Origin of the sequence: Yimella sp. cx-51, from assembly GCF_017654605.1 — a bacterium.
Lineage (GTDB): Bacteria > Actinomycetota > Actinomycetes > Actinomycetales > Dermatophilaceae > Yimella.
Genome location: NZ_CP072113.1, coordinates 2,578,953 through 2,602,902, shown reverse-complemented (window position 1 = coordinate 2,602,902; position 23,950 = coordinate 2,578,953). Strand labels below are relative to the sequence as shown.

General features: G+C 67.2%; 26 protein-coding genes, 1 tRNA gene and 1 riboswitch. Of the genes, 15 read left to right on the top strand and 12 right to left on the bottom strand.

Annotation, left to right across the window (positions count from 1 at the left end):
- The first annotated feature begins 40 nt into the window (after positions 1–40).
- From cysS to J5M86_RS12375, 7 genes are all read left to right on the top strand, one after another.
- A complete protein-coding gene (gene cysS / locus J5M86_RS12405) occupies positions 41–1,483 on the top strand; it encodes a cysteine--tRNA ligase (protein WP_188059140.1) in 1,443 nt (480 codons plus the stop codon).
- A 4-nt stretch (positions 1,484–1,487) separates the two neighbouring features.
- Positions 1,488–2,450 carry a 23S rRNA (guanosine(2251)-2'-O)-methyltransferase RlmB gene (gene rlmB, locus J5M86_RS12400; protein WP_188059141.1) on the top strand — a complete coding sequence of 321 codons (963 nt, stop codon included), beginning with the start codon at positions 1,488–1,490 and terminating at the stop codon, positions 2,448–2,450.
- Positions 2,451–2,642: 192 nt separating this feature from the next.
- Positions 2,643–3,020, top strand: a complete 378-nt coding sequence (locus J5M86_RS12395) for a CD225/dispanin family protein (protein WP_188059142.1) — start codon at positions 2,643–2,645, stop codon at positions 3,018–3,020.
- Entirely contained in the window at positions 3,020–3,544 is a 525-nt protein-coding gene (locus J5M86_RS12390; RefSeq protein WP_188059143.1) for a DUF2752 domain-containing protein, read from the top strand. Before J5M86_RS12395 ends, J5M86_RS12390 begins: the two co-directional genes overlap by 1 nt.
- Before the next feature lie 68 nt (positions 3,545–3,612).
- Positions 3,613–4,110, top strand: coding sequence for a CD225/dispanin family protein (locus J5M86_RS12385; protein ID WP_188059144.1), 498 nt, complete (start codon positions 3,613–3,615; stop codon positions 4,108–4,110).
- Positions 4,111–4,129: 19 nt separating this feature from the next.
- Complete coding sequence (locus J5M86_RS15495) at positions 4,130–4,642, top strand: NINE protein (protein WP_244328348.1); 513 nt, start codon at positions 4,130–4,132, stop codon at positions 4,640–4,642.
- A 9-nt stretch (positions 4,643–4,651) separates the two neighbouring features.
- A complete protein-coding gene (locus tag J5M86_RS12375) occupies positions 4,652–5,062 on the top strand; it encodes a DUF2752 domain-containing protein (protein WP_188059145.1) in 411 nt (136 codons plus the stop codon).
- A 4-nt stretch (positions 5,063–5,066) separates the two neighbouring features.
- Here the strand turns inward: J5M86_RS12375 and J5M86_RS12370 are convergent, their stop codons facing one another.
- Both J5M86_RS12370 and J5M86_RS12365 read right to left on the bottom strand, forming a co-directional pair.
- Entirely contained in the window at positions 5,067–6,308 is a 1,242-nt protein-coding gene (locus tag J5M86_RS12370) for a DUF4032 domain-containing protein (protein WP_188059146.1), read from the bottom strand.
- 123 nt (positions 6,309–6,431) lie between these two features.
- Entirely contained in the window at positions 6,432–7,517 is a 1,086-nt protein-coding gene (locus J5M86_RS12365) for an ABC transporter ATP-binding protein (RefSeq protein ID WP_188059147.1), read from the bottom strand.
- Between the two features lie 310 nt (positions 7,518–7,827).
- On the opposite strand from J5M86_RS12365, the gene J5M86_RS12360 reads away from it, so the two are divergent.
- From J5M86_RS12360 to J5M86_RS12330, 7 genes are all read left to right on the top strand, one after another.
- Positions 7,828–9,177, top strand: a complete 1,350-nt coding sequence (locus tag J5M86_RS12360; RefSeq protein ID WP_188059148.1) for a maltose ABC transporter substrate-binding protein — start codon at positions 7,828–7,830, stop codon at positions 9,175–9,177.
- Between the two features lie 80 nt (positions 9,178–9,257).
- Entirely contained in the window at positions 9,258–10,847 is a 1,590-nt protein-coding gene (locus J5M86_RS12355; protein ID WP_188059149.1) for an ABC transporter permease subunit, read from the top strand.
- Positions 10,847–11,788, top strand: a complete 942-nt coding sequence (locus J5M86_RS12350; RefSeq protein ID WP_188059150.1) for a sugar ABC transporter permease — start codon at positions 10,847–10,849, stop codon at positions 11,786–11,788. Before J5M86_RS12355 ends, J5M86_RS12350 begins: the two co-directional genes overlap by 1 nt.
- Positions 11,789–11,974: 186 nt before the next feature.
- Entirely contained in the window at positions 11,975–12,979 is a 1,005-nt protein-coding gene (locus J5M86_RS12345) for a LacI family DNA-binding transcriptional regulator (protein WP_188059151.1), read from the top strand.
- A gap of 66 nt (positions 12,980–13,045) precedes the next feature.
- A complete protein-coding gene (locus tag J5M86_RS12340) occupies positions 13,046–13,480 on the top strand; it encodes a CBS domain-containing protein (protein WP_188059152.1) in 435 nt (144 codons plus the stop codon).
- Between the two features lie 60 nt (positions 13,481–13,540).
- Positions 13,541–15,286, top strand: a complete 1,746-nt coding sequence (locus J5M86_RS12335; protein ID WP_188059153.1) for a serine/threonine-protein kinase — start codon at positions 13,541–13,543, stop codon at positions 15,284–15,286.
- Positions 15,287–15,420: 134 nt separating this feature from the next.
- Positions 15,421–15,592, top strand: a riboswitch (cyclic di-AMP (ydaO/yuaA leader).
- A 4-nt stretch (positions 15,593–15,596) separates the two neighbouring features.
- A complete protein-coding gene (locus tag J5M86_RS12330; RefSeq protein ID WP_188059154.1) occupies positions 15,597–16,349 on the top strand; it encodes a transglycosylase family protein in 753 nt (250 codons plus the stop codon).
- Between the two features lie 79 nt (positions 16,350–16,428).
- On the opposite strand, the gene J5M86_RS12325 is transcribed toward J5M86_RS12330, so the two are convergent.
- The 3 genes from J5M86_RS12325 to J5M86_RS12315 all read right to left on the bottom strand — a co-directional run bounded on the left by J5M86_RS12325 (position 16,429) and on the right by J5M86_RS12315 (position 18,860).
- On the bottom strand, positions 16,429–17,889 hold the full coding sequence (locus J5M86_RS12325; protein ID WP_188059155.1) for a threonine/serine exporter ThrE family protein: 1,461 nt from the start codon (positions 17,887–17,889) through the stop codon (positions 16,429–16,431).
- 219 nt (positions 17,890–18,108) lie between these two features.
- The gene (locus J5M86_RS12320) at positions 18,109–18,507 is read right to left on the bottom strand and encodes a hypothetical protein (RefSeq protein WP_188059156.1); all 399 of its coding nucleotides are present in this window, start codon (positions 18,505–18,507) and stop codon (positions 18,109–18,111) included.
- Positions 18,508–18,542: 35 nt separating this feature from the next.
- Positions 18,543–18,860, bottom strand: a complete 318-nt coding sequence (locus J5M86_RS12315) for a hypothetical protein (RefSeq protein WP_188059157.1) — start codon at positions 18,858–18,860, stop codon at positions 18,543–18,545.
- Here J5M86_RS12315 and J5M86_RS12310 point away from each other — a divergent pair.
- Complete coding sequence (locus tag J5M86_RS12310; RefSeq protein ID WP_188059158.1) at positions 18,849–19,250, top strand: secondary thiamine-phosphate synthase enzyme YjbQ; 402 nt, start codon at positions 18,849–18,851, stop codon at positions 19,248–19,250. The two genes, J5M86_RS12315 and J5M86_RS12310, sit on opposite strands and share 12 nt — an antisense overlap.
- A gap of 9 nt (positions 19,251–19,259) precedes the next feature.
- On the opposite strand, the gene J5M86_RS12305 is transcribed toward J5M86_RS12310, so the two are convergent.
- The 7 genes from J5M86_RS12305 to allB form a co-directional block, all read right to left on the bottom strand.
- Complete coding sequence (locus J5M86_RS12305; protein WP_188059159.1) at positions 19,260–19,424, bottom strand: hypothetical protein; 165 nt, start codon at positions 19,422–19,424, stop codon at positions 19,260–19,262.
- Positions 19,425–19,493: 69 nt separating this feature from the next.
- A tRNA-Thr gene (locus J5M86_RS12300) sits at positions 19,494–19,569 on the bottom strand.
- Positions 19,570–19,624: 55 nt separating this feature from the next.
- Positions 19,625–20,272 carry an A24 family peptidase gene (locus tag J5M86_RS12295; RefSeq protein WP_188059160.1) on the bottom strand — a complete coding sequence of 216 codons (648 nt, stop codon included), beginning with the start codon at positions 20,270–20,272 and terminating at the stop codon, positions 19,625–19,627.
- 111 nt (positions 20,273–20,383) lie between these two features.
- Positions 20,384–20,980, bottom strand: a complete 597-nt coding sequence (locus J5M86_RS12290) for a LysE/ArgO family amino acid transporter (protein WP_370587296.1) — start codon at positions 20,978–20,980, stop codon at positions 20,384–20,386.
- Between the two features lie 9 nt (positions 20,981–20,989).
- A complete protein-coding gene (locus J5M86_RS12285) occupies positions 20,990–21,838 on the bottom strand; it encodes an alpha/beta fold hydrolase (protein ID WP_188059161.1) in 849 nt (282 codons plus the stop codon).
- The gene (locus J5M86_RS12280) at positions 21,835–22,542 is read right to left on the bottom strand and encodes a DUF998 domain-containing protein (RefSeq protein WP_188059162.1); all 708 of its coding nucleotides are present in this window, start codon (positions 22,540–22,542) and stop codon (positions 21,835–21,837) included. Before J5M86_RS12280 ends, J5M86_RS12285 begins: the two co-directional genes overlap by 4 nt.
- 54 nt (positions 22,543–22,596) lie before the next feature.
- A complete protein-coding gene (gene allB / locus J5M86_RS12275) occupies positions 22,597–23,940 on the bottom strand; it encodes an allantoinase AllB (RefSeq protein ID WP_188059163.1) in 1,344 nt (447 codons plus the stop codon).
- Positions 23,941–23,950: the final 10 nt, after the last annotated feature.

Below are 23,950 nucleotides of genomic sequence, written 5' to 3'. Positions count from 1 at the left end.
GGCGACCGAGCATCGTTGCCCAGCGGATAAACTCGCGACCGTGACTTTGCAGCTCTTCGACAGCGCAGCCGGTGAGCTGCGCGACTTCCAGCCCGTACGTCCCGGCCACGTCGGCATGTACATCTGTGGGCTGACGACGCAGGGCTCACCGCACATCGGGCACGTGCGTTTCACCGTGGCCTTCGACATCCTGCGCCGGTGGCTGGAGACCGGCCACGGCTACCAGGTGACGCTGGTGCGCAATGTCACCGACATCGACGACAAGATCCTCACCAAGGCGGCCGGCCACGACGTTCCGTGGGAGCAGTGGTCCTACCGGCACGAGCGCGATACCAACGACGCGCTCGATCTGCTGGGCGTGAAGCGTCCGTCGTACGAACCACGCGCGACCGGTCACGTCACCGACATGGTCGATCTCATGCAGATTCTGATCGAGAAAGGTCACGCCTACGCAGCCGAAGACGGCAGCGGCGATGTGTATTTCGACGTCCGGTCATGGCCCGACTACGGCTCCCTGACCCGGCAGAGGGTCGACGACATGGAGGCCGCCGCGGACGCCGATCCGCGCGGCAAGCGCGATCCGCGCGACTTCGCGCTGTGGAAGGGCCACAAGCCGGGCGAGCCGGCGAGCGCGAGTTGGCCCACGCCGTTCGGCGAGGGTCGTCCGGGCTGGCATCTGGAGTGCTCGGCGATGGCGCGCCGTTGGCTCGGTGACGAGTTCGACATCCACGGCGGCGGTATCGACCTGCGCTTCCCGCACCACGAGAACGAGCAGGCGCAGTCGCGCGCGGCCGGTCTCGGCTTCGCCAACTACTGGCTGCACAACGGGTGGGTCACCCTCGGCGGCGAGAAGATGAGCAAGTCGCTCGGCAATACCCTCGCCGTGCACGAACTCACCAAGACCGTACGTCCGCTGGTGCTGCGCTACTACCTCGCGGCGGTCAACTACCGCGCCACGATCGAATACCACGACGGCGCGTTGGGTGAGGCCGCTGCGGCCGTCGACCGCATCGAGGGTTTCCTTGAGCGCGTGCTGCCCACGGCGCCAGAGCACGGTGAATTCGTCGATGTACCAGACGATTTCGCCGAGGCGATGAACGACGACCTCAACGTCTCCGGTGCGCTCGCAGTCGTCTTCGACGCGATCCGTGAGGGCAACACCGCTCTCGATCAGGGCGACGACGACCGCGCGCACGAGTTGGCGCTGCAGGTGGTCGCGATGACTGAGGTGCTCGGCGTCAACCCCTTCGACCCGCAGTGGCAGACGGGCGGCAGCGACCGCTCCCGTGAGGCGCTCGGCGATGTGGTGGAGGTGCTTCTCGCCACCCGGCAAAAGGCGCGCTCCTCTCGCGACTTCGCCACGGCTGACGCCATTCGTGACCAACTCACCGCGGCCGGGATCGAGGTCGAGGACACCCCCGACGGCGCCCGCTGGTCGCTGATGTCCGCTGCCGATCGGGCAGCCCAGCAGACGAAGGACTGATCAGATGGCTGGCAATTCCCAGCGCCGCGGCGCGGTGCGTAAGGGCAGTTCGAAGAAGGGGCCCCAGGTCGGTAGTGGTGGTCAACGCCGTCGCGGGCTGGAGGGCAAGGGCCCCACCCCGAAGGCCGTGGACCGGCCCTATCACAAGGCGCACAAGGCTGCGCAGAAGTCCTCCGGTGGCGGCTCGCGACCCGGTGGAGGCAGCAGCGGCGGACGCCGCAGCAAGGCGTCCTCGGAGATCATCGCCGGACGCAACTCCGTGGTCGAAGCGCTGCGCGCGCACATTCCGGTGACCACGATGTACGTCGCCGGTCGCATCGATTCCGACGACCGCGTCCGCGAGTCGCTGAAGATGGCCGCCGACCGTGCCATTCCGATCCTGGAGACGCCGCGCGGTGAACTCGACCGGCTGACCGACGGCGCTGTGCATCAGGGGCTCGCGCTGCAGATCCCGCCGTACGAATACGCCCACCCGGCCGACCTCATCGACCCGGAGACGCCGGGCATTCCGCTGGTCGTCGCCCTCGACGGCATCACCGACCCGCGTAACCTCGGCGCGATCATCCGTTCGGTGGCGGCCTTCGGTGGACACGGCGTGGTCGTGCCCGAGCGGCGCTCGGCAGGCATGACCGCGGCTGCCTGGAAGACCTCCGCCGGGGCGGCGGCCCGCGTGCCGGTGGCCCTCGCCGGCAACCTCACCCGCACCCTGGAGGACTACCGCAAGGCCGGCTTCTTCGTCATCGGACTCGACATGGACGGCGACGTCGAATTGCCGCAGTTGCAGTTGTCGACCGAGCCGCTGGTGGTTGTCGTCGGCTCGGAAGGCAAGGGCCTGTCGCGGCTGGTCGCCGAGACCTGCGATCAGATCGTGTCGGTGCCGATGAGTTCGAGTGTCGAGTCGCTCAACGCCGGGATCGCGGCATCGGTGACGCTCTACCAGATCGCCACGAGTCGCGCCGCATACTGATCGGTGGCAAGGGCGAAAGAACTCCTCGGAATTCGAGGGAACCGGAACCTCTCCGGCAGCGTCCTGGGAAGCGGAATGAATTCGGCTGCGTGCCTACCCGCGCTGACCTCGGCCTTTGCCTAAGCTGGTCGAGACCGCCGGGGGTGCCGGCCAACAAGATTTGCAACGCTGGCCGTTGCAGGGAGGCAGATCATGAGCAACTACGGTTCGAGCGACCCGAATCAGCAGGGCGACGGGCAGTACGGACAGCAGGGGAGCGGCCAGCCGTACGGCGGCTCGCAGGGCTACGGCCAGATGCCCGGCGGTGGCGGCCCGGTGGGCACTCCGCCCAACAACAACCTGGTGATTGCCATCCTCTCCACGGTGCTGTGCTGTCTGCCGCTGGGTATCTACGCGATCATCCAGGCCACGAAGGTGAATGGCCTGTGGCAGCAGGGCGACACCGCCGGTGCGCAGAAGGCGGCGGACGACGCCAAGAAGTTCTCGATCATCGGTGCGGTGGTCGGCCTCGTCATTTCGGTCATCTACATGATCCTCATGTTCACCGTGCTGAACAACAGCAACGCCTGATGACCTCGCTGAAGGCGCCCGAACCCGCTGTGGTGCGGGCGCCTTCGCATGCGAGTGCTGATCGACCACGCCAAGGCTGGTTCCTGCAGCATTCGCCGAATGATCCAGGGTGGGAGCCGCGACAGTCGCGAGCGCGTCGGATGCTCGGGCCGGCGCTGGTCGGATCCGCGAGTCTGGCTGCGGGTGTGCTGCTGCACTTGGTCGACCCGCGCGAACCCGGTAACTACCCGACCTGTCCGCTGCTGGCAGCGACCGGGTTGTACTGCCCGGGCTGCGGGGCGATGCGCGCAAGTGCTTCACTCACCGACGGCGACATCGGGGCCGCAATGAGCTTCAATCCGCTGGCCGTGCTCGCCATTGCCGCACTGACCGTGATCTTCGTTCGGTGGACCGTGCGGATGTGGACGGGTCGTCCGAAGCTCACCATCACCCGTCCATGGGTCACGACCGCATTGCTCGTGCTGGTGTTGACCTTCTGGGTGGCACGCAACATCGCGGGCTGGACGTTGCTGTCGCCGGCGTGAGCCAACCTTCGTTGCCCGTAGGATGACGGGCGCATCAACATGCATCATCCAGGGGAGAAGCAACACCTATGAGTCACGGTTCATACGACCCGTACGACCCGAACAACCAAGCGGGTCAGTCGGGTTACGGCGCACAGCAGGGCAGCGGCCCTGACTACGGGCAGCAGGGCTATGGCCAGCAATACGGCCAGCCGGCTTACGGGCAGCAGCAGTCCGCGCCGAATTACGTACAACAGCCCTATGGCCAACAGCAATACGGCTACGGTCAGCCGAATCCCTACGGTTACTCACAGCAGCCCGCTGGGCCGGCTCCGGACAACTATTTGGTCTGGGCCATCCTGTCGACGGTGCTGTGCTGTCTCCCGCTAGGCATCGCGTCCATCGTCTTCTCCACCCAGGTCAACAGCAAGTGGACGATGGGCGACGTGCAGGGCGCGCAGGAGTCGGCCCGCAAGGCGAAGAACTTCGCGATTGCCTCAGCAGCTGTCTCGGTCGTGCTGATCGTCGGCTACATCGTCCTCATGATCGCCCTCGCCGCGTCCGGCGACCACTCAACCACGTACTGAAGAAACTCCAAGGAGCAGCATGTCCCAGGACTACCCGGGTAACCCCAACGATTCCTACAACAGCGGCGGCTCGCAGGGCTACGGCCAAGCGTCGCAGCACGGGCAATATGGCCAGCCTGATCAGTATGGGCAGCAGCAGTCCCAGCAGTCGGCGAGCGGTGGCCCGCAGGGCGATAGCTTCTTCGTCAACCTGATGGGCACCGAGCAGGGTCCGATGGGCTACGGCCAGCTTCAGGCGATGGCCGCGTCCGGGCAGTTGAAGCCGGAGACGCTGGTGCGTTCAGCTAGTGGCGGCCATGCATTCCAGGCCAAGCAGGTGCCGGGCATCTTCTCCGACAAGGAGTGGATGATGGCGCTGATCCTGTCGCTGGTGCTGGGTAGCCTCGGTGTCGACCGCTTCTACATGGGCTACACCGGCCTCGGCGTTCTCAAGCTCGTGACGCTCGGTGGCTGCGGCATCTGGTCCCTCATCGACCTGATCATGATCGCGATGCGCAAGCTCCCCGATTCCGACGGACGCCCGCTGAGCTGATTGGCCCTCGTGGTCTCGACCGTTCGAACGCCCACCCCGCCGATCTGGATGATCGCCGGGGTGGGCGCTTCGTTGTGTGCTGCGGTGCTCACGCCGGTCTCGCTGGTGGAAGGCGGCCCGACTTTCTGCCCGTTCCTGCTGCTCACCGGCTGGCCCTGCCCCACCTGCGGAATGACCAGGGCTTGGGTGCTCCTCGGACACGGCCGGTGGTCAGAATCGTTGTCCTACAACCCGGTTGGTCCGCTGGTGCTGGCGACGGTGTTGATCTGGTTCGGTGTGTTGCTCTGGCGCCGAGTGGGACACCCTTCCCCGCAGTGGTTCGGCAAACTCCTCGTGCCGCTGGTCGTGATTGCGGTCGGCGCCTACGGCATCGCCCGCATTGTTTTGGTCGCAAACGGCCAATGGGAGTGGGACGGCTGATCGATCAGCGTGTGGCGCGCACCGGCAATTCCTGCGTGTCGACACCGACCACCGCGCTGTCGTCCGGCTTGGACGGCAGCACGTTCGCGACATAATCGGCTGCCGCCTCCGCGATCGGGAAATCGTGCTTTGCGTGTTCGGCCATGTACCAACGGTGCTCGAGGATCTCGTGGAAGAGCTCCGCGGGCTCGATCTTGCGCCGTAGCTCAATCGGCACCGACCGGGTGATCGGCTCGTAGATCTTGGTCAGCCAATCGTGCGCTACGAGATCTTCGTCGTCGTTCTGCCGGTCCTGGCTCGCGGTGTAGGCGTCCAGGTCGTTGAGCAGCCGCCGCGCCTGGTTGTCCTCGACGTCCAGGCCGGTGAGGCGCAGCAGGCGGCGGGCGTGGTGGCCGGCGTCCACGATCTTCGGCTGGATCGACAGTCGCGTGCCGTCGAAATCGGTGGTGAGGTCGAGTTCGCCGACGTCGAAGCCGAGGTCGTTGAGGTGACGGATGCGCTCGTCCACCTTCCAGCGTTCGTCGATGTCGAAGCTCTCGAGTTCGGTGAGGGCATTCCACAGTTCGTCGTACCGGGTGAGCAGGTAGTCCGACACCGACAGCGGGTCGAGTTCGAGCGGGACGAAGCCACCCGCCTGCAGGTCCATGAGTTCGCCGGCGATGTTGACCCGCGCGATCTCGAGGTCGTGGTCGCGCTGCCCCTTGGAGAGTTTGTCGCGCAGCTCGCCGGTCTCGGCGTCGACCAGGTAGGCAGCGAATTCGCCGGCATTGCGCTTGAACAAGGTGTTCGACAGTGAGACATCGCCCCACCAGAAACCGATCAGGTGCAGGCGGACGAGCAGCACAGCCAGCGCATCGATCAGCCGCCCCGCGGTGTCGGGGCGCAGCGACTGGCTGAGCATGGCGCGATAGGGCAGCGAGAACTGCAGGTGCCGGGTGAGCAAGCAGGCGTCCAGGGGAGTGCCGTCGGCCGCGACCCGGCCCGAAACCACTCCCACCGCCTCCACGCAGGGCTGGTCGAGTCGTCGCAGAGCGCGCAGCATGTCGTACTCGCGACGAGCGATGTCGGCCTTGATCTCCTTGATCGCGATGATGCGACCTTCGATCCGGACGAAGCGCACGACATGGCGGGAGATGCCGCGAGGGAGCGCCGCGAGCAGGTCATCGGGCCATTCCTCCAGCGGAGTCGACCACGGGAGGTCGAGCAGCGCAGGCCAGGGACGCGCTGCCTTGATGTCGAGTGCCACCGGCCCATGCTCCCATCGAAGAGGTGTCTGTTCAACGACCGAGCCCCCGCGGTCATCGCGGGGGCACGGTGTGCAGAACTGTCGGGTGCGACGCCCTCGATGCCGAAGCCGTTGCACCGGCAATTAGCCGCCCAGTCGTTGGCCTGACTCGGTGTCGAAGACGTGGACGTGCTCGGACTTGGGCACCAGGTGCACGGTCTCGCCCTTCATCGGCACGCGGCGTCCGTCGACGCGCGCAACCAGCGGTTTGTCGGTGGCGCTCGGTGTGGTGCCGGCGAGGTGACCGTAGATGTAGGCGTCCGCACCGAGTTCCTCGACCACGTCGACCTCGACCGCCAGGCCATGGCCGTCAGTCGAGAGCGCGAGGTCTTCGGGACGCACTCCGACGGTCACCTTGCGGGCTTCGCCCAGCGCGCCGCGCTCGAACGGATGCACCGTGGAACCGAACTTCACACCACGGTCGGCGACGTCCATGTCGAGCAGGTTCATCGACGGCGACCCGATGAAGCCGGCCACGAAGACATTGTTGGGGTGGTCGTACATGCGTCGAGGAGTGTCGACCTGCTGCAGCAGACCGTCCTTCAGCACGGCCACGCGGTCGCCCATCGTCATCGCCTCGACCTGGTCGTGGGTGACATACACGGTGGTGGTGCCGAGGCGACGCTGCAGCGTGGCGATCTGGGTGCGCGTCTGCACGCGCAGCTTGGCGTCGAGGTTCGACAGCGGTTCGTCCATGAGGAACACCTGCGGGGAGCGCACGATCGCCCGGCCCATGGCAACGCGCTGGCGCTGACCGCCCGAGAGGGCCTTGGGCTTGCGGTCGAGGTAGGGCCGCAGGTCGAGGATGTCGGCGGCTTCCTCGACGCGCTTGCGGATCTCGGACTTCTCGATACCGGAGATCTTCAGAGCGAAACCCATGTTGTCGGCGACCGACATGTGCGGGTAGAGGGCGTAGTTCTGGAAGACCATCGCCACGTCGCGCTCCTTCGGCGAGAGCTTGGTGACATCGCGGTCGCCGATCAGGATGCGGCCGCTGGTCACTTCCTCCAAGCCGGCGAGCATGCGAAGCGAGGTCGATTTCCCGCAGCCGGAGGGGCCGACGAGAACCAGGAATTCACCGTCGGCGATCTCCAGGTCGAGTTGATCGACCGACGGGCTGGTGGCGCCGGGATAGACCCGGGTCGCCTTGTCGAAAGTGACTGATGCCATGAGTGTGCTCCTCCACCGGCAGGAACGTGCCGGACGATCCGTTGCAAAGGCCTGCAAGAAATGAACAACACCCCACGGTGTTGCCCGCGTCACATCATGAAGCATCAGGGGAGGAAATGGCCAGTCATTGCGGGTCACTCTTCGCGGCGGGCGCTCTCGGAAAGCCGATGCACACCCGCGTTGCGGAATTGTGACCAAGCCCGAGCTTGCACATCGGCTGCAAGATCTTGCAGAACGGTCCATAGCGCTGGCATAGTGGCCGACGTCACAGGGGCCTCGTCCGGTGAGACCCCGACCCCAAGGAGATTCCATGAAGCGCACCTTCGTCGTCGCCCTCACCGGCGCGGCCCTCGTTCTCACCGGCTGCGGCGGCGGCTCCGGCTCGAGCAACAGCTCGAGCACCTCGACCGGCACCGGCTCGGCCTCCGGATCAGCGTCCGGCTCCGCATCCGGTTCGGACGCGGGCTCGGCCGCAGCGGCCACCACGCTCAGCAGCGACAAGCCCAGCCGCGACACCAACGCCGACCTGGTCATCTGGGCCGACGCCACCGCAGCTCCGGTCGTCACCAACCTGGCCAACAAGTTCGCCAGCGAGAACGGCGTCAAGGTCGCCGTCCAGATCTCCAACGACGTCCGCGGCCAGTACGGCACGGCGTTCAAGGCCGGTCAGGCGCCCGACGTGATCGTCGGCGCCCACGACTGGATGGGTGAGCTGGTCGCCAACGGTTCGATTGCCACGCTGCAGGTGCCGGCCGACACGATGTCGGGCTTCAACGCCAAGGCGGTCGAGGCCAGCAAGTACAACGGTCAGACCTACGCAGTGCCCTACGGCATCGAGAACCTCGCACTGGTGCGCAACACCGCCCTGGCGCCGACCGCTCCCAAGACGATGGACGAACTGGTCAAGGCGGGCAAGGACTGCATCGCGGCGAAGAAGTGCACCAACATCCTGTCCAACCAGATGGGTAAGGAGGGCAACGCCTACAACGGTTACCCCTTCCTGTCGGCCTTCGGTGGCGGCATCTTCGGCACCGGCAGCAACGGTCAGTACGACGCGAACAAGGTGATCGTCAACAGCGCCGGCTCGATCAAGGGCGCGGACGCGATGGCTGCCCTGGGCAAGGAAGGCGCACTGTCGACCAACATCGACGACAAGAACGCCGACGCCCTCTTCCAGACCGGCAAGACGCCGTTCGAGATCACCGGCCCGTGGTCGCTGCCTGCGTTCAAGAAGGCCGGCATCAAGTACTCGGTCGACCCGCTTCCCTCGCTGAGCGGTGGCGGCGCGATGCAGCCGTTCCTGGGTGTGCAGCAGTTCTACGTCTCCTCCAAGGCCAAGAACGCCACGGTGGCCCAGACCTTCGTCACGCAGTTCATGACCACCAAGGACGCCCAGGTCGCGATGTTCCAGATCGGTCAGCGTCCGCCGGCCATGACCGCCGCCTATGAGGAGGTCGCCAAGAACGACAAGGATGTCGCCGCGTGGGCAGCTGCCGGTAAGGACGGCAAGCTCATGCCGAACATCCCGGCGATGAACGCGGTCTGGAAGCCGCTCGGCCTCGCCTTCGCCGATGTCATCTCCGGCAAGGGCGGCACCCCCGCTGCGCGGATGGGCAAGGCGCAGACCGAGATCGAAGCCGGCATCAAGTCGGCCAAGTAGTTCTCGACACCCCGTGGTGACGACGAATTGGTCGTCACCACGGGGTGACCACCTGCACATCCGCATTGGAGGAGAAGCGAATGTCGGCAGAGCCGAGCACCAAGCAGGCGCCAGCGACCACGCGTGACCGGGCCAACCCGATCGCGTTGCTGAAATGGCCTTTCATCGCCGCCGCGATGGGCGCGCTGTTCTACATCGCGATGAAGCTGGCCGACAAGGGCTACACGCTCGCCGTCGCAGCGACCGCATTCGTGGCCCTCCTGGTGCTCGCGGTCTACGGCACCCGCAAGGCCGTGCCGATGAAGTACCTCCTGCCCGGTCTGCTCCTGCTCCTGGGTCTGCAGGTGTGGCCGATCGTCTACACCGGCGCCACGGCGTTCACCAACTACGGTCAGGGCCACCTGGCGTCCAAGGAGGACGCCACTGCCCAGAACCTCGCCTATTCGGTGCAGCAGGTGCCCGGCTCGCCCAACTACAAGCTGTCGGTTGCGGTGCCCGAGGGCCAGCCCGTGGAGAGCGGCCCGCTTACCTTCCTGCTGACCGATGAGAAGGGCAAGACCTTCGTCGGCACCGAGGACGGACTGAAGGACCTCGATCCCGCGAAGGCCACGATCTCCGACACCGGCTTCAACAAGGGCAAGATCACTGCCGCGGAGGGTTACCGCATCCTCAACCTCGGCGAGGCCAACAAGCGCAAGGACCTCCAGGCCTTCGCGGTGCCGACCGCGACCGGCGGCATCAAGGCCAGCGGTATCGCGCAGGCCTACGAGGGCAAGCCGTCCCTGGTGTGGGACAAGAAGTCCGACACGATCAAGGACTCCAAGACCGGCCAGGTGTACGTCGCCAAGGACGCACGCTGGGTGCCCCAGAACGGCCAGGGCTCGCCCCTGCCGGTCGGCTGGAAGGAGAACGTCGGCCTGCAGAACTTCAAGGACATCTTCACCAACGACACTCTCCGGTCAGGCTTCCTGAAGGTGTTCGCCTGGAACATCGCCTTCCCGCTGCTGTCGGTGCTGACCACCTTCGTCCTGGGCATGCTGCTGGCCCTGTTGCTCAACGACTCGCGGATCAAGGGACGCGGCATCTACCGCTCGTTGCTGATCCTCCCGTACGCCATTCCGGTCTTCGTGTCGGCGCTGGTCTGGGCATCGATGTTCAACCAGGACTTCGGGCTGATCAATGGCATGACCGGCCTGAACATCGACTGGCTCGGTGACCCGTGGGCGGCCCGCGCTGCGATCCTGCTGACCAACCTGTGGCTCGGTTTTCCCTACATGTTCGTGGTGTGCACCGGTGCGCTGCAGTCGATTCCGAACGACGTGCTGGAAGCAGCGAAGATCGACGGCGCCGGTCCGATCCGCACCCTGCGCTCGGTGATCATGCCGCTGCTGCTGGTGGCGGTGGGTCCGTTGCTCATCGCGTCCTTCGCCTTCAACTTCAACAACTTCGGCCTGATCTACCTGCTCACCGGAGGCGGACCGTTCACCGGTGGTAACTCCACGGTCGGCTCGACCGACCTGCTGATCACGATGTCGTACCGCCTGGCGATCGAGGGCACCTCGCCCAACTTCGGTCTGGCATCAGCGATCGCCGTCATCATCTTCATCATCGTCGGTCTGCTGAGCTTCCCCGGATTCCTCAAGACCAAGGCCCTGGAAGAGGTCAACTGATGAGCGTCAGCCCTGCACCCGACCCGTCCGTGGTGGCAGCCGCCACCGAAACGATCGGCGGGGTGGACGGTGACAAGACCCCGGCGAAACCGCGTCGCGGATCCGGCGGTGTGTGGTGGCGGCACGGGCTGGCGCTGGTCGCGGTGGCGTTCGCGCTGTTCCCCATCGTCTTCGTGGTCTCCGCAGCACTCAACCCGGCCGGTTCGCTCGACACCACCTCGTTGCTGCCTGGCGGCTTCTCGATGGGCAATGTCGAGGCGCTCTTCAGCGACAAGGCACGCCCCTTCGCCACCTGGTACAAGAACTCGCTCATCATCGCGCTGGTCGGCGGATTCCTGTCGGTCTTCATCGGCGCATGCGCCGCGTACGCCTTCAGCCGGCTGCGTTTCAAGGGGCGCCGCGTCGGGCTGATGGCCCTGCTGCTGTTGCAGATGTTCCCGGCGCTGCTCGCCTTCGTCGGTCTCTACATCACCTTCAGCCGGATCGGCGATGTCATCCCCGCCTTCGGCCTGAACACCACGCTCGGACTGATCCTGGTCTACCTGGGTGGCGCGATGGGCTCGAACGTCTGGCTGCTCAAGGGCTACTTCGACACCGTGCCGAAGGAGTTGGACGAGGCTGCGATGGTCGACGGCGCTAGCCACGCCCGCATCTTCTTCACCATGACGCTGCGGCTGGTGACCCCGATCCTGGTGACGGTCTTCATGATCGCCTTCGTCGGGCTCTTCGGTGAGTTCATGCTGGCGTCGATCTTCTTGACCGACAAGGACGCCCAGACGCTCGGCGTCGGTCTGTGGGGCATGACCAAGGGCAACGAACGCAACGCGCTCTTCGGTCAGTTCGCCGCCGGATCGGTGCTGAGCTCGATCCCGATCATGGTGCTCTACCTCGTCTTCCAGCGGCAGCTGGTCGGCGGTCTGACCCAGGGCTCGGTGAAGTGATGAACCGCCGGACGTCGCTTCGTCGGGCGGGGTTCGGCAAGTTCCGACAAAGCTGCGTTACGCCGCTACCGGTGGTGCCAGCATCGGTAGCGACTGTGGGGCTGTGCCGCATCCGGCCGGCCCGCAGTTGCGTCGACGAACCATGCCCGCATCGCGGGCGGCTCAGGAGTGAAGTGGAGAACACCGATGGCGCGGCTGGCTGAGATCGCCGAGCACGCCGGCGTCAGCGAGGCCACGGTCAGCCGGGTGCTCAACAGCAAGGCGAATGTCTCGGAGGCGACTCGCGAACTCGTGCTCACCTCGGTCGATGTCCTGGGCTACGAGCGTCCGAGCAATCTGCGTCGTCAGACGGTTGGCCTCGTCGGTCTGATCGTCCCCGAACTGACCAACCCGGTCTTCGCGATCTTCAGTCAGACCTTGCAGGCGCGCTTCGCCGCCCACGGCTACACCTGCGTCATCTGCACCCAGGCGCCCGGCGGGACGCAGGAGGAAGACTTCGTGCAGATGCTGCAGGAGCGCGGCGTCTCCGGGGTGGTCTTCGTGAGCGGACGCCACGCCGACACCTCCGCGGATGTCAGCCACTACCGGCGGTTGCGCGAGCGTGGCTTGCCGATGGTCATCGTCAACGGGCACCGCTGCGATCTCGACGTGCCCTCGGTGGCCAGCAACGAGGAGGCCTCGGTGCGGATGGCGCTGCAGCATCTGCGCCAGATGGGACACCGGCGGATCGGCCTGGCGACCGGGCAGTCCCGCTACCTGCCCAGTAGTCGCAAGGTCGCGGAGTTCAAGCGGCTGGTCGGCGAACAGGAAGCCTTGATCGAGCAGACGTGGTTCTCGGTCGAGGGCGGCGAGTTGGCCGGGCGCAACCTGCTCGAGCGCGGTGTGACCGGTGTGATCTGCGGGTCCGACATCATGGCGCTCGGCGTCATCCGGGCCGCCGAACAGGAAGGCCTGCACGTGCCCGCGGACGTTTCGGTGGTCGGGTACGACGGTTCGCTGCTTTCCCAGCACACCTCCCCGGCGCTCACCACGGTCCGCCAGGACGTCGGCGCCTTGAGCGCCGCGATCGTCCACGCCCTGACCGAGGAGATCGCGGGACATCTGCATCCGCGCGGTGAGATGTTGTTCGACCCTGAACTCGTGGTGCGTGACTCCACCGCACCGCCACCGGCGCGCTCCTCGACCGCCTGAGCGTTCGTCATCACCTACGAGCGGTGATTGCTACTCACGCGAGTGTGATGCGGGTTACATTGAGCCATGCGTATCTCGGACGTGCTGCGAACCAAGGGAAGCGAAGTCGTCACCATCGCCGGCTCGGCGAGCGTTGCGGAACTGGTGGCACTGCTACGGGAGAAGGGAATCGGTGCGGTCGTCGTGGTCGATGACCCGACCACCGGGGCGATCAGCGGCATCGTCAGCGAGCGGGACGTCGTGCGCCGCCTGGCCACAGATGCCGAAAGTCTGCTCAGCACACCGGTGAGTGCCGTGATGACCACCACCGTGCACACCTGCGAAGGCGATGAGGAACTGCACGACGTCGCGGTGCGGATGACCGAACGCCGCATCCGCCACCTCCCGGTGGTCGACGGCGACCGGCTCACCTCGATCGTCAGCATCGGTGACGTGGTGAAGTCGCGGCTGCAGGAATTGCAGGCCGAACGCGATCACCTCGAGGGTTACATCAGTTCCTGAGACACCCGGCTGGGTGCGCCGATGAGCGGTGTACCCAGGTCGACCACTTAACGTGGTGCCATGACGTCCGCGCCTCGTGATCCATCGGCCACCGGCAGCCATCGGCTCCCGGGGCCGGGTCGCGCGCCTGCGCAGGACGACGACGCCACCGCAGAGTTCCCCGCGGCCCACGCGCCGCGAACGAATGGTCGGGGCCGAGAGCGCAAGATCGGCCCGTACCGGCTGCTCGGTCAATTGGGCGAGGGTGGCATGGGCGTGGTCTTCCGTGCGCTGGCGCCGACCGGTGACGAGGTGGCGATCAAGGTGCTGCGTCCGCACGTGGCCTACGACTCCAAGGCCCGCGAGCGGCTGCGTCGTGAGGTGGCGGTGCTCACCCGGGTGCGGGCCGACGGGGTCGCCGGGGTGATCGACGCCGATGTCGACGGCGAACAGCCTTATCTGGTCACCGAATACGTGCCCGGTCCTCCGCTGGACGAGGTGGTCGAGGAGCGCGGTCCTCTCTCCCCGGCGCAACTGGTCACCCTCGGCCGCGGGCTGGCCGAGTCGTTGCGCGCCATCCACGACAGCGGCGTGGTGCACCGCGACCTCAAGCCGGGCAACGTGCTGATGGTTGGTGACGCGCCGGTGCTCATCGACTTCGGCATCGCGCACATCGGTGACGACGCCCGCCTCACCCAGACCGGTCTCGTGATGGGCACGCCTGGCTATCTCTCGCCGGAGATCATCGACGGTGCGGATGTCGGACCGGCCACCGACTGGTGGGGCTGGGCGGCCACGCTGGCTTTCGCCGCCTCCGGGCAGGCGCCGTTCGGCAAGGGCCCGATGCCGGTCATCCTCGACCGCGTTGCGCGGGGTCAGGCCGACCTGTCGGGCGTCGACCCACGGATCCGGCCTTTGCTGGAGGCGGCTCTGTCGCCGCAGCCGCAGTACCGCCCGTCCGCCGATGAGGTGTTGCGCGAGCTCGAGGTCTTCGCCCGCGGTGGTGTCACCGGTGAGATCGTGCAGCGTCGACGCCCGCCGGTGATGGACACAACCCCGTTGCACCACAAGCAGACTCCGGTGCGCCCACAGCGCCCGAGCACCGAACTCGTCCAGCCTCCGCAGCAGGGCGCCCCGGCGCCGTGGGCCACGCCGATGGGTCAGCAGGTGGGTCAGCAGGTGGCGCCGGGCCGCGACCCGCGCATCGGGCAGCCGGCCCGCACCTGGACTCTTCTGGCGCTGGCCGTCGCGCTCACGGCGGTGGCTGCGGTGGTGCCGATCGTCGCGTGGTTCGCCGCGCTTGCGTGGGTATTTGCGGCGCGCTGGAACGACAAGGCCATCACCGCGATGGTGTTGCGGCGCTATGCGGCAGGCCGGCGCAAGTCGGACACCGCGGTCGCGATGGCGCTTTCACCCTGGCACGCACTGCTGGCTGCGTTCTCGACGCTGCTGGTCAGCATCATCCCCGCCTTCCTGGGCGCGGTGGCCATGGTGGCGACGGCCTTCGCCTCAGGGCTGGTCAATCTCTCCTCGTCCTATGACCGTCCGCTGGCCGTGGGAGTCGGCACGGCCGTGGCGCTCGCGACGGCCTGGTGGGGCCCCGGCGGCACCGCCACCCGACGCGGCTCACGCAGCTTGGTGCGGACGGTGGCCCGCACCCAGCAGGTCACCCTCGCGGTCGTGGTGGTGGCGGGAGCGCTGGCCGCCGGATGTGCGCTGTACCTCGCAGGGAATCTCGACGCGCCCCTGCACTGGTGGCCGTATTCGGACATGAGCCAGGTGCCAGGTGCCGGTCTCATTCCATCCATTCCCGCCGACTGGGGCTGAGCGTTCCCAGATCACACCCTGTGCGGTCTGGATGAATGTGCAACGAGCCGGTAACGTATGCGTGGCTGTCGGCGGTGTCTGGACCTGGTCCGCGCGCTCGACCCGCGCACAACAACTTCACAGACCATGTTCATCGCGCTCGAACGCCTAACCTCACCGAGCGCGGGGCGTGCACCTCGTGTGCGTCCGAGGACGGGGGACCCATTTCGATCCGCGAGGATCTGGGGGTGAAGCCGGGAGACCGGCCGGGCACCTGACAGCCCGAACCCGACAGCTAACCCCGCCGGCGTTCGTCAGGAAGGACACCCCTTTGAGCTACACCCCCAAGCACGCTGCCACCAAGCAGGCGTCGACGAACGGTCGCCGCGCGGCCGGCGTGTTCGTGCTTTCCGCTGCGACGGTCGGCACCGGCGCCGTCGCCGGCACGACCTCCGCGCAGGCCACCGCCACGGCGTCGGTTCGTGCAGCCACTCCGTACAACGTCTGGGACCGCGTTGCACAGTGCGAGAGCGGCGGCAACTGGTCGATCAACACCGGCAACGGTTACTACGGCGGCCTGCAGTTCGCCTACCGCAGCTGGACCGGCTTCGGCGGCACCCGCTACGCGGCGTACGCCCACCAGGCCACCCGCGACCAGCAGATCATCGTCGCGCAGGCGATCCTGCGCACCCAGGGTCCCGGCGCCTGGCCGACCTGCTCGCGTCGCGCGGGCCTGACCCGCACCAACGGCCTCGCCGTTCGCGTGGGCGGTGGCACCACCACGGTGAGCACCCCGACGACGTCGCGCACCACCAGCCGCAAGCTCGTCGTCGACGGAGCCCTCGGCCCGATGACCACCCGTGCGATCCAGAAGTGGGTCGGCACGACCCAGGACGGCGTCTTCGGCCCGATGACCAAGCGCGCCCTGCAGCGCAAGGTCGGCGCCTACCCGGACGGCCAGATCGGTCCGGCCACCGTGCGCAGCCTGCAGCGGACCATCGGCGCCCACCAGAACGGCGCCCGCTACCTCGACGCCGGCACGGTCCGCGCTCTGCAGACCTACCTGAACGCCCGCGTTCTCTGATCGACGCATTGCACGAACGGCTCGGCCGGACGGTGATCCCGTCCGGCCGAGCCGTTTGTCGTTGCCCCTGTGGCCGCAGTCAGTCGGGCAGGTGTTCGGTGAGCATCTTGGTGCGGCGGCGGGTGAGCATGCTCGGCCGACTCATTCGTCCGGGGAGCGAGCCGAGGGTGACTCCTGAAGCGATGGCGAGGCCAATGAGCACCGCGCCGAAGAGGGTGGCCCCGCCCTGCGCGGGATCCCATCGGCGATCGACGAGTTCGAAGACTCCGCGGTAGACCGTCAGACCCGGCAACAACGGGACGATCGCTGCCGTGGCGATCGCCAGCGACGGCACCCGCAGGCGCCAACCGAGCAGGGTGGCCCCGGCGCCGATGAGCAGTGCGGCGAACCCGGCCGCCCACGGAACGGAGGTGCCCCAACCGGTCAACAGTGCGTACACCGCGTAGGCGAAGGTGCCGATCGCAGTGGCGACGGCGATCGTGCGCGGCCCGGAGTAGGACGACAGCGCAAAGGAACAGGTGATGGCGGCTGATGCGATGAGACCGACCCCGGGTGAGGTGGAGAACGACAAGCTGGGGCTGATCTGCAGATTGATGCCGACCTGCTGAGCAAGTGCCAGGACGCCCAGGACGCCCGCCACGATCCCACCACTGAGGATCAGCACTTCGAAGGTGCGCCCGGCCGCTGTGATGTAGAAGCCGTCGATGGTGTCTTGCGCGGCTCCCACCGCAGCCAGCCCGGCCAACAGCACCACGACGCCGGAGGCAACCACCACGGACGGTTTGAGGTCTTTGAAGATCTCGATGCCCAGGTTGTTGCCGAGCAGGTTGATCAGCACCGCCACGCTGGTGGGGATCGCCGCCCCGAACGCTTGGGCGAAGAAGGGCGGAACGCCGATGCGCCCGAGCCGGCGAACCGCGCGGTCGACGACGGCCGTGGTGATCGCCGAGAGCAGGACGAGGGGCCATTCGCCGCCGAGCAGAGCAGCGACCGCGCCACCGAGCAGGGCCGCCGCCAGCACCACCATCATGCGCGAGTAGGGGTGCTCGGCCGTGGTGATCTCATCTAGGCGGTCGTGGGCATCGGTGATCTCGAGTTGGCCCTCCTCCCCGTCGCGCACCAGCCCCTGCAGACGTTCGAGGCGGGTGAAGTCCTGTTGCATCACCGGGACGATGCGCATGACGGTGATCGGGTCACGCAGCACGCCGCGATGGTGGGAGACGGTGATCGAGGAGTAGGTGACGTCGACGTGCAAGGAATGGACGCCGTAGGCCTTGGTCAACCGCAGGACGGAGTTGGTGACATCGGCCGCGCTCGCGCCGGTGGCAAGGAGCGCTTCACCGACGCGGAGTCCGAGGTCGATCACCAGCCGGGTGTGGCTGTCGCTCGGGCCACCTTCTTGGCCGCGCAGCCCGATCGGCACGGTCGGACGTCCCCCCGCGATCGCCCGCTTGGCTCGTTGGCCCAGATCGCGCGGGGTGGCACCCGGAGGCAGTCTGCGCCGGTGATCGGAGTATTCGCGGGGGCGTTGCTCGGTCACGGGCACCACTGTGCCACCCGCGTCGCGCAGCGATGGGGAGGGGTTGCGCCCGCAAGGCGACGATCCCGGGCCGCAGCTCAGCAGCCCGGGATCGTCACCTGTGCAGGTCAGTCCTTGGTGGTGATGATGGCCCTCGACAGGTGTTCATCGTGGGCATGCGCGAGGTCGGCGGCAGACCGACCGCCGAGCGGGCTGCGTCGTCGTGCCCGGCCAGTCAGTTCACTCTTTCGTGGGTGCCGCAGCGCAGGAGTCGGACTCGGACGCGGGGTCTGCATCGGCCGTCGCGATCTCGTGCCGAGGCCCGGGCCGCACCGCACTTGCCTCGCGCACCAGGTCACCGGCCGAGTCGTTCACCGCTTCGCGCAGGCGGGCGTCCGAGGCCGAGACCAGCGCGAAGTTGAAGCCGGAGAAGGTGGCCAGGAAGCCCGCGACCTTCAGGTGCTCCCAGCTGAGCATGTGGCGATGGATGCCGTTGGTGGTGATGCCGAAGATCTCGTGGGGTGCCACCTTCGTCCAGCTCTTGATGATGTCAGGACCGATGGTGAGGAAGCCGAGGACGAGGAATGCCGGGAACACTGCGGTGGCGAGCATCGCAGCGCTCGCGAGGCGAGAGAGCACCGCGACCACGCGCAGGTTGGCCTTGTGACGGTTGGTCAGTTGGGCGTCCGCGGGCTCCTCGAGTGTGACGTGTTCTTCGGCGAGGGGAGTGTTCCCAGCGCTTGCTGGAGTTCTTCGGCGGTCTCGAGGTGCGCCAGGGCGTCGAGGTCGAGCTGGGCGCGGCTACTCAGAAAGGCACCGCCGAGCAGCGCGAACAGGCCGATGAGGGTCCAGTAGGCCCAGCGGTCGACGGTGGCGATGACTGCCCAGACGCCCGCGTTGAAGTAGAAGAAGAAGACCACGCTGAGCAGCACCGGCAGCGCTGCGGCCAGGGCGTTGAACGAGCCAGATAGCGTGGCGACATGCGTTCCCACGAGATCTCCGTGCACACCGGACGACATGAAGTGGTGCACGACCTGACCGCCGAGTGCGCCGCCTTCGCCGCGTCCGCGGAGCGCGACGGCCTGCTCCACGTGTTCGTCCCGCATGCCACCGCGGGCATCGCCATCCTGGAGACGGGCGCAGGCTCGGACGACGACCTGCTCGCCGCATTGCAGGATCTACTGCCCGCCGACGATCGTTGGATCCACCGGCACGGTACCCGCGGACACGGCAGGTCGCATGTGATGCCGGCGCTCATTCCGCCGTATGCGAGCGTGCCGGTCATCGACGGACGGTTGACGCTGGGCACTTGGCAGAGCATCTGCCTGGTTGACCTCAATGTCGACAACCCGGATCGCCAGGTGAGGTTGTCGCTGCTCTGAGGTGCGGTGTCAGCGGTGCGTGCGACTGCGATGCCGCGAGCGTCGACCGCGCAGCGAAGGGCGGTGTCCATGGCGGATGACCCTGCGGCGATGTTCGAACACTGACCATGCGCCCAGACCTGCGAGCGCGAGCATCGATCCGACGAGGATCGCGACGAGCAGCGCGGTCGTCATGCTTCGACGGTAACGGCCCAACCTGATCGCAACCTGTCCGTGAGGCGAACAGGCGCTGACCGAGCCTGGTGGAGCCGGAGACAGGAGTCGAACCCGCGACATCCTCATTACAAGTGAGGCGCTCTACCAACTGAGCTACACCGGCGTGGCCGTGAGGCCAGAGGTGATCGTACCCGGCCACCCGACATGGGTCGAAACCTTTACAGGCTGCTGACGTTGAGGATCGCCAGAGCGGCGCCGATGAGCAGCGGCGGACCGAAGGCGATGTACGTCTTGCGGGTCGCGCGCCGGGTGATGAGCAGCGCGAGCGCCCATAGTCCACCGAGCAGGAACCCGTAGAAGAGCCAGGCGAGGACGGCCGTCCAACCGAGCCAGCCCAGCGCGCCGGCCAGCAGCACAGCGAGCTTGGCGTCGCCGAGTCCGATGCCGGAAGGCGACGCGAGCACGAGGACGAAGAAGGTCACCCCCACGATCACGGTGCTGATGCTGGCTCGACCCAGGCGTGACCAGTCGTCCACTCCGTAGGACGCCACCAGGAGGAGAGCGGCGATGATCGGCATGGCGGGGAGCGTGAGTCGATCGGGCAGGCGGTGGACGTCGGCGTCGACGGCAGTGAGCACCACGCCGACCACGGTCAACACCGCGTAGGCGGGCGTGCTCCACCAACTCAACCGAGCTGTGTGGTGCCCGATCACGGCGAGCACCACCGGCATGATCACCAGCACCCAACCGAAGCCCGGCACGGGCTTGATGTCGGTCTGGCGGCGCCAGCGTCCGGCGGTGAGCTCGTGTCGCGCGCCGAAGCCGAGCAGCAGCCCGAGCGCGGCGAATCCGATGGCGGCGATCACGGCGACCACTGTGCCAGCACCGTCGCGCCAATGGGCCGTGCGGCCGCGTCCTGTGGACGGCCCCACCGGTCATCGTCAGTAGGTGCGGGAGAGAAGGACCGCGCTACGAGATCAGCCGAACAGCAGCAGCGCCGCGACCAGCAGCATCGTGAGGCCGATGACGATGTCGAGCACTCGCCACACCGACGGCCGGCTCACGTAGGGCGCTACTGCTCGAGCCCCGAAACCGAGCGCGCTGAACCACAGCAGCGACGCGGTCATCGCGCCGCCGGCGAACCACCAGCGGCCCGGATCGCCCTGCTGGGTGGCGATGTTGCCGAGCATCAGCACGGTGTCGAGATAGACGTGCGGGTTGAGATAGGTCAGCGCGAGGGTGGTGGCGATGACGCCCGACCGGGCAACCGGACCGCCCACCTTGAGGGCCTCGGGGTGCATGGCCGACCGGAAGGACTTGATCGCGAACCACACGAGGTAGGCGGCACCGAGCCACTTGGTGACCGTGAGCGCGGTGGGGTGGTCGGCGATCAATGCGCCGACGCCAGCGACGCCCAGCAGGATCAGCAGCGCGTCGCTGAGCGCGCAGATGGCCACCACGATGCCGACGTGCTGGCGGTGGATGCCCTGCCGCAGCACGTACGCGTTCTGGGCGCCGATGGCCACGATGAGGCCGAGCCCGGTGAGTGCGCCAGTGAGCACTACGTCGATCACCGGTGCAAGCTACTGCTCAACTGGTCCCCGCGTCTTGCGATGGTCGGCGAGCGAGACGGTGCAGCGACTGCCGATGTGCGCGGCGACGGCGTCCGGGCGCTCCAGGTGCACTCGATGACCGCTGTCCTCGAGCACCGCGAACGATGCATCGAGCAGCTGCGCAAGATCGCGCTGCGCGCGGATCCACCGGGTGTCGTGCCGACGCCTCGTGGCGGCGAGCACGGTCGTCGGCGGCAACTGCGGGAGTGCTCGTCGTGCGTCGTCCACCTGCGCGGCGAGTGAGCCGTACGAGCACCACCAGGCGATCAGCCCGCGGGCGGTTTCGGGGCGGCCCAGGGCAGAAGCGGCGCGGCGAGGCAGCTCCGACGTGCCTGCGCGGCGGGCGAGCACCGCGTCACTCACCCGACGTGCGGGCGGCGCGATCATGCGCGCGGCCACTGCGGCCAGCGTTTCGGTACGCGCACTGACCGCACCCGGGCGGGGGTCGGTCTCGACCGAGGAGTCGAGCAGGACGAGCCGACTGACCAGTTCGGGATGGCGACGAGTGAACAACTCAGCGATGAAGCCACCCATCGAGTGCCCGACCACGATCACCGGTGCCAGGTGCAACTCGGCGACGAGGTCGGCGAGCCGGTCGGCCTCGACGAGGCCGTCCACTCGCGTCGCTCCTGGCCCCGCCCAACCGCAACCAGGGACGTCGACCGCAATGACGGTGTGCGTCGTCTCGAGGTGATGAGCCACCGGACGCCAGTCGTCGCTCACCCCGGCCAGTCCCGACAGACAGAGCACCGGGACGCCCTGCCCGACCCGCAGCACCGACAGCGTGCGGCCCCTGGAGTGGAACTGGACGCGAGTCATGCCTCGGGCAGTCCGCGTCCGGGGGAGCGGTGCCACAGCGTGAAGAGCAGCACCCACCAGATCGTCAACGTCATAAGCGAAATGCGTTGTGCCACACCAAGGCCGACGCCGATGACGTCCAGCGCCGCCAGGGTGGTCCAGCCCAGCGTCAGCAGGTGGACGACTGCCAGCACCAGTCCTCCTACACGCAGCTCTGCCGGTGTTTGATGACGCCACGCGTAGACCGACGACCACATCACCGTGGCCGCGCCGAGCAACCCCACCGTGGTGCTGCTGTAGAGATGGAGCTGATGGGCCAGTGGCACCAGTCCGAGTGATTCCTCCAGCGCACAGATCTGGTCGGACGTCGGTGTGCAGCTCAGCGGCAACAATGCGTCGATGATCGTGACCAGTCCGAAGCAACCGAGCAGGACGAACGGCATCGCGCGTTTCCAGCCGGGTCGATCGCACCAGATCACGAGGATGCAGGCGGTGTAGATCGCGGCCCCGGCGGTGAGGTCCATCAGCTGGTAGAAGAGCGCTTTCGGCTCCTTGCTCGCCGCGAGCTCACTGACGTACGAACGCACCGGGTCGTGCAGGGGGCTGAAGATGGGCGCGAGCAACCAGCTGGAATAGCAGATGGCCGCCAGCGCCGCGAGTGGCAGCGGCCATCGACGTCCGCGCGACGTGGCGGCAGAGTCATCAGCCCGTGCCAGTGCTCTCACTCTCCTACGGTCGTCCTGCCCGCCGACAAGGTAACCGGCCCGAGGTGGCGGCGATCAGTCGACGTCGTGCTGCAGGAAGGTGCCGGCGGCCGACGCAGTGCTCACCTTCGAGCCTCGCAGCCAGGTGTTCTCCACCTGCCCGGTCAGTTGAAGTCCGTCGTACGCCGAGATCTTGTTCTTGTGCTCCAGATCGTCGACGCGCACCTCCCACGCCTGGTTGGGTGCGAAATCGATCAGGTCGGCGCTGTTGCCCACTGCGATCGCGCCCTTCGAGCGCAAACCGACGATCTGCGCGGGCTTCTCGCACATCCACCGCGCCACGTCGGCGATCTCGAAGCCTCGGTCGCGAGCAGCCGTCCAGACCGCGGTGAAGGCGACCTGGATGGACGAGACCCCACCCCACGCGGTGGAGAAGTCGCCGATGTCGGTCTGCTTCAGCTCGGCTGTCGAGGGGGAGTGGTCGGAGACGACGCTGTCGATGGTTCCGTCACGAAGGCCCTCCCAGAGGGCGTCCTGGTTGGCCTGGCCGCGGATGGGCGGGCAGCACTTGTGCGCGGTCGAACCTTCCCGGATCGTCTCCGCGGTGAACGACAGGTAGTGCGGGCAGGTCTCGACGGTGAGCGGGAGACCTTCGGCCTTGGCGGCGCGGATGTCGTCCAGCGCCAGAGCGGACGACAGGTGCAGGATGTGGGCGCGGGCGCCGGTGCGCCGTACTGCCTCGATGACCACCCGGATCGCTGCAACCTCGCAGGCATCGGGACGTGAGGCGAGGAAGTCGGAGTACAGCCGACCCGGCACGACCGGCGCCGATTGGAGCGTCGTGGGGTCTTCGGCGTGCACGATCATCAGGGCACCGATGCGGGCGGTCTCGGTGAGGTGCTCCTCCAACTGCTGAGCATCCAACGGCGGGAACTCCGGGACGCCGGAATCGGCCAGGAAGCACTTGAAGCCGAAGACTCCTGCCTTGTGCAGCGGCTCCAGGTCGGCGATGTTGCCCGGGATGGCGCCGCCCCAGAAGCCCATGTCGACGTAGCAATTGTCTTCTGCCGCAGCCTTCTTCGTCTCCAGTGCGTCTACCGACACTGTGGAGGGGAGGCTGTTGAGCGGCATGTCGACCAAGGTCGTGTAGCCGCCCTTGAGCGCGGCGCGGGTGGCCGTTTCGAAACCCTCCCAGTCGCTGCGTCCTGGGTCGTTGATGTGCACGTGGGTGTCGATCATGCCGGGCAGGAGCACGTGGTCGTCGGGCAACGACACTGCGTCGGTGCCGTTGAATTCGTCGTCCAGTTCGCCGATCTGCGCCACCACTCCGTCGCGGACGCCGATCGTCGCCCCGCGCAGTGCGCCGTCGATGAGGGCCTGCCGGGCCCGGATGACGAGGTCGAAATCTTCGGTGCTCACGCGGTGGCTC

Bases quoted from the DNA above. Each gene is read 5' to 3' on its own strand.
- J5M86_RS12395 (WP_188059142.1), top strand. From the start codon at position 2,643: ATGAGCAACTACGGTTCGAGCGACCCGAATCAGCAGGGCGACGGGCAG.
- J5M86_RS12285 (WP_188059161.1), bottom strand. From the start codon at position 21,838: ATGACTCGCGTCCAGTTCCACTCCAGGGGCCGCACGCTGTCGGTGCTG.
- J5M86_RS12355 (WP_188059149.1), top strand. From the start codon at position 9,258: ATGTCGGCAGAGCCGAGCACCAAGCAGGCGCCAGCGACCACGCGTGAC.
- J5M86_RS12385 (WP_188059144.1), top strand. From the start codon at position 3,613: ATGAGTCACGGTTCATACGACCCGTACGACCCGAACAACCAAGCGGGT.
- rlmB (WP_188059141.1), top strand. From the start codon at position 1,488: ATGGCTGGCAATTCCCAGCGCCGCGGCGCGGTGCGTAAGGGCAGTTCG.
- J5M86_RS12390 (WP_188059143.1), top strand. From the start codon at position 3,020: ATGACCTCGCTGAAGGCGCCCGAACCCGCTGTGGTGCGGGCGCCTTCG.
- J5M86_RS12345 (WP_188059151.1), top strand. From the start codon at position 11,975: ATGGCGCGGCTGGCTGAGATCGCCGAGCACGCCGGCGTCAGCGAGGCC.
- J5M86_RS12360 (WP_188059148.1), top strand. From the start codon at position 7,828: ATGAAGCGCACCTTCGTCGTCGCCCTCACCGGCGCGGCCCTCGTTCTC.
- J5M86_RS12350 (WP_188059150.1), top strand. From the start codon at position 10,847: ATGAGCGTCAGCCCTGCACCCGACCCGTCCGTGGTGGCAGCCGCCACC.
- J5M86_RS12335 (WP_188059153.1), top strand. From the start codon at position 13,541: ATGACGTCCGCGCCTCGTGATCCATCGGCCACCGGCAGCCATCGGCTC.
- J5M86_RS12310 (WP_188059158.1), top strand. From the start codon at position 18,849: ATGCGTTCCCACGAGATCTCCGTGCACACCGGACGACATGAAGTGGTG.
- J5M86_RS15495 (WP_244328348.1), top strand. From the start codon at position 4,130: ATGTCCCAGGACTACCCGGGTAACCCCAACGATTCCTACAACAGCGGC.
- J5M86_RS12365 (WP_188059147.1), bottom strand. From the start codon at position 7,517: ATGGCATCAGTCACTTTCGACAAGGCGACCCGGGTCTATCCCGGCGCC.
- J5M86_RS12340 (WP_188059152.1), top strand. From the start codon at position 13,046: ATGCGTATCTCGGACGTGCTGCGAACCAAGGGAAGCGAAGTCGTCACC.
- J5M86_RS12305 (WP_188059159.1), bottom strand. From the start codon at position 19,424: ATGACGACCGCGCTGCTCGTCGCGATCCTCGTCGGATCGATGCTCGCG.